Source organism: Holdemania sp. (genome assembly GCF_986127675.1).
In genome coordinates, this window is record NZ_CFQZWI010000168.1 from 1 (window position 1) to 3,434 (window position 3,434).

The 3,434-nt window shown below is 48.0% G+C and carries 3 protein-coding genes; all 3 read left to right on the plus strand.

Annotated features, from left to right (window positions below):
* On the plus strand, positions 1-774 hold a 774-nt coding region (gene hslO, locus AC5OW4_RS14855), incomplete at its 5' end, for an Hsp33 family molecular chaperone HslO (protein WP_493677172.1).
* Positions 762-1,763 (plus strand): tRNA dihydrouridine synthase DusB, encoded by a 1,002-nt coding sequence (dusB, locus tag AC5OW4_RS14860; protein ID WP_493677173.1) that lies wholly within the window; start codon positions 762-764, stop codon positions 1,761-1,763. The genes hslO and dusB, both read left to right, overlap by 13 nt.
* A 159-nt stretch (positions 1,764-1,922) precedes the next feature.
* The gene (locus AC5OW4_RS14865; protein ID WP_072685485.1) at positions 1,923-3,392 is read left to right on the plus strand and encodes a S41 family peptidase; all 1,470 of its coding nucleotides are present in this window, start codon (positions 1,923-1,925) and stop codon (positions 3,390-3,392) included.
* Positions 3,393-3,434 lie beyond the last annotated feature (42 nt).

A 3,434-nucleotide genomic window follows, 5' to 3' on the forward strand; every position in this document is an offset into this window, starting at 1 on the left:
GGAGTGACTGGAGTTCAGACGTGTGCTCTTCCGATCTCGATCTTGGGCAGCATGTTAAAGACGGAAAAAGAAAAGGTGACCGTTCAGATCAACGGCGGCGGTCCTATCGGAACGATCATGGCCGACGGCTGGGCGAATGGCGATGTGCGCGGATTTGTCGGCGATCCGGAAATTTATCTGAAATATAACGATACCGGCAAGCTGGCGGTCGGGACGGCAGTTGGCAAGGATGGCTATTTAAAGGTCATCAAACGGATGAACATGAAGAACGACTTCACCGGTCAGGTTGCGCTGGTCAGCGGCGAGATCGGCGAGGACTTCGCGTATTACTTTACAATTTCGGAACAGACGCCTTCTGCCGTATCGCTGGGCGTACTGGTTGATACGGATAACTCGGTGATGGCGTCGGGCGGAATTCTGATCCAGATGATGCCGGAGGCTACGGAAGACGATATCAAGCTGGCGGAAGCCGCGGTCGCGAAGCTGCGCCCGGTTTCGGAGATGGTGAAGGAAGGCCATGACGCCCGGGCGTTAGCGGCGATGTTGTTTGACGATCTGGAAATTCTTGAAGAAAAGCCGATCCAGTGGCATTGCGACTGCAGCAAGCAGCGCTTTAAAGCGGCGCTGACAACGCTGGATCGCTCGGAATTGGAAAAGATGCTGGAAGAAGACCACGGCTGTGAAGTAAAGTGCGAATACTGCAACAATAAAGTTCAGTTTACCGAAGATGATCTCCGCAGCATTTTGGAGTTCAAAGCGGCATGTGGAAAATAAGAAATCTTGAAATTGCCAATCCGGTCGTCATCGCGCCGATGGCCGGGATTTCCAACGCGGCGTTCCGGACGATCGCGCATGAATTCGGCGCGGGTCTGATCTATACGGAAATGATCAGCGACAAAGCGATCTGTTATTCCAATAAAAAGACGATGGAGATGACACAGCTGGCTCCGGATGAGCATCCGATCGCGATGCAGCTGTTCGGTCATGAAGAAGCGTCGATGATTCAGGCGGCGCAGGTGCTGGATAAAACGGACTGCGACGTGATCGACATCAATATGGGCTGCCCGGTACCGAAGGTTGTCAATTCCGGTTCCGGCAGCGCGATGATGAAGGACCCGGAAGCGACCTGTCAGCTGGTGCGTAAAATTGTGGCTGCGGTGGAAAAGCCGGTGACAGCCAAGATCCGTCTGGGCTGGGACAGTTCTTCGATCAACGTGCTGGAAATGGCGCAGGGATTGGAAGCGGCCGGCGTCAGCGCGCTGGCGGTTCATGGCCGGACGCGCAGTCAGCTGTATGAGGGCAAGGCCGATTGGAGCTGGATCAAGAAGGTGAAAGAAGCTGTTTCGATTCCCGTGATAGGCAACGGTGATCTGCGCAGTGTGGAAGACGCTGTGGCAAAAATTCAGGAGACTGGAGTCGATGCGGTGATGATCGGCCGGGGCGTATTGGGCAATCCGTGGCTGATCCGCGATCTGGTCTGCGCGTTCTCTGGGGAAGGGTCAGCCGAACCCGTCAGCGATCATGAAAAATTTGAGATTGCGCTGGAACATGCCCGCCGGTTGTGCACATTAAAAGGCGAACGGATTGGGATGAAGGAGATGCGCGGGCACGCCTGCTGGTACATCCAGGGAATTCCCTACTCCAACCGGATGAAAGACAGGATCAATCAGATGACAACCTATGCTGAATTTGAGACAATGCTAAAGCTTTATGAGGAAGCGCTGGTCAGCGGTAATTTCGACAGGCTGTATCCGGCAGAGTAAATGAATCAAGAACGAAAGCCATTCCTGAAATCCGGGAGTGGTTTTTTTCCTTTCGAAATTGACAAACGGAAAAGATTGTTATACTGTATTATTATGAATAGTACAGATTGCGGATACGCAATCCAGCAGATCCTTTTGCGATCTTGGGGGATAATCAGAATGGGAAAGAAATTGTTTGCGATGTTGACGATGGCCTTCATGCTTTGCGGGTGCGCAACGGAAATGAATGCGCTGCAGGAAGAAAAAGTGGGAGAACAATGCACGAAACCGGTAGAGCTGAGAGTCGCTGCATTATCTGAAGTCTGGTCAACCGCGCAGTATTATTATGGATATTGGAATCAGATGCCGGAGGATTTTGACTGGGATGAGAAATATCAGGAATTTTTACCGCGGGTGATGAATGCGGAAACGGATGATGAATATGTTGACGCCATGCGGGAATTTGTTGCTTTGCTTCATGATGGACATACCAACTTTATTCCCGCGTCAGAATATCAGCTGAACAAAGCCTACCTGCCTTTTGACCTGGAAGATCTTGATGGCAGGCTGTTTCTCAAAGCTGCCAGCCGGAATTATGAAGTTCCTTTAGGCAGTGAACTCCTTGAAGTGGAAGATCAGCCCGCACTCGATTACATCTTGAAGAATTTTGAAAAGTATGTACCGGTGCTGACGGAACCCGCCCATGAAATCGAAACGGTAGAGCAGTTTTTAAAAGATGAAAAAGGAAAAGAGATTACATTAAAATGGTTAACCCCGCAGGGTGAATTTGTAGATTCAAAAGCCAGTTATGAAACCTCAGGTTCCATTTATGTAAATCAGTTAAAAACACCGTCACTTTCAGATAAGAAACTTCTGCTTAAATCCAGTCCTTATTTTATGTGTGAACTTAACGAAGATCTTGTGTATTTGGAAATAACATCTTTTATGGGAGACAGTGAAGATCTCTATTATGAACAAGTCATGCCCCTGCTTGAACCATATTCAGGGGTAATTATTGATATTCGTCACAATGGCGGTGGGAATTCATATAATGGGGATATCGTGTTAAATTCTTTTACAGATCAGCCTTTACCAAGAACCTTCCGCTTTGAATCTGAATTTCATTCTTCCTGGATTCCGTATGGAGACAATGATGATTCTCTCTTCTATAGTGGAGGAGAACTTGACGAATCTGCTCAGCGCATGGTAAAACATGAGTATTATGGGATAGATGAAGAAATTGATGATTATCTGAGCCATATCGAAGAGCTTGAGGATCATCGGGAATTTCCTAAGAAACCTTTTACAATGGATAAACCTGTCGTTATTCTTACTTCGCCATATGCTGGATCGGCGGCAGATACTTTTTCTGTTACAGCGAAAGCTATGGATAATTTTACACTGATGGGTCTGAGAACCCATGGAGCGACAGGAAATATTTATGATGTCTCTCTTTCAGATGGAAGCAAGTATACTTTATCAATTATGAATTGTTACGGTCCAAATAAAAAAAGTATTTGGAATCGCGGTGCAGAGCCGGACATTGAAATGTGGACAACGCCGGAAGATTTACTGAGCGGTGAGGATACCGTTTTAAATGCCGCGATTGAAACACTGCAGCGCCAAATCAAGGAACGAACAGGAGAATGACATGTTTACAATAGATCAGCACAGCAGATCGGAAGAGCGTCG